Here is a 464-nt window from a genome sequence, read left to right as displayed (position 1 = left end):
AAGTTGAGGCCGCCATAAATTCACTTCCTAACCCGGGGGATCCGGAAGCCGAAGCGTTATTCGCGAAGGCAGAAAGCACCCTGACCTCATCGCGCCGCCACCTCGGTGATGAACTGTATGACCAGTTCCGCATCACCCTGGACGACATGAAACCGGAATACGTGGGCTAAGGGAGGCGGGAGGGTTCGCCCTCCCGGTAACGATATGAGCAAATCACTGAATGCACGATGCGTACGTCGCTGGGAAGTGGAATTCAAACCTTTTTGTGATTCAAAAGTTAACCCCTACTGGCGTAAGCGCGATCTGCGTGGGTATATCCGCGAAGCTGCGCTTACCACCGCTTACAGCATGGTCGAGAGCATGGCTGAACGTAACGCCAAGGTTGACTATGACGGCACGACTGATGGCTGGTCCCCTGAGTTCTCTGCATGGTATGACGAACGCCGGGAACAGTACCTCAAAGA

At 54.7% G+C, this 464-nt stretch carries 1 protein-coding gene; it reads left to right on the top strand.

The window, feature by feature from the left end; translation table 11 throughout:
• Positions 1 to 220: 220 nt before the first annotated feature.
• Positions 221 to 464 (top strand): hypothetical protein (locus tag M3206_RS18795; RefSeq protein WP_251314034.1); only part of this gene is annotated, 244 nt, incomplete at its 3' end.

Origin of the sequence: Fictibacillus phosphorivorans (assembly GCF_023715845.1) — a bacterium.
GTDB classification, from domain to species: Bacteria; Bacillota; Bacilli; order Bacillales; family Fictibacillaceae; genus Fictibacillus; species Fictibacillus phosphorivorans_D.
Note: the sequence above shows the minus strand (reverse complement) of the source record. Positions and strands in the feature narration are given on the sequence as shown.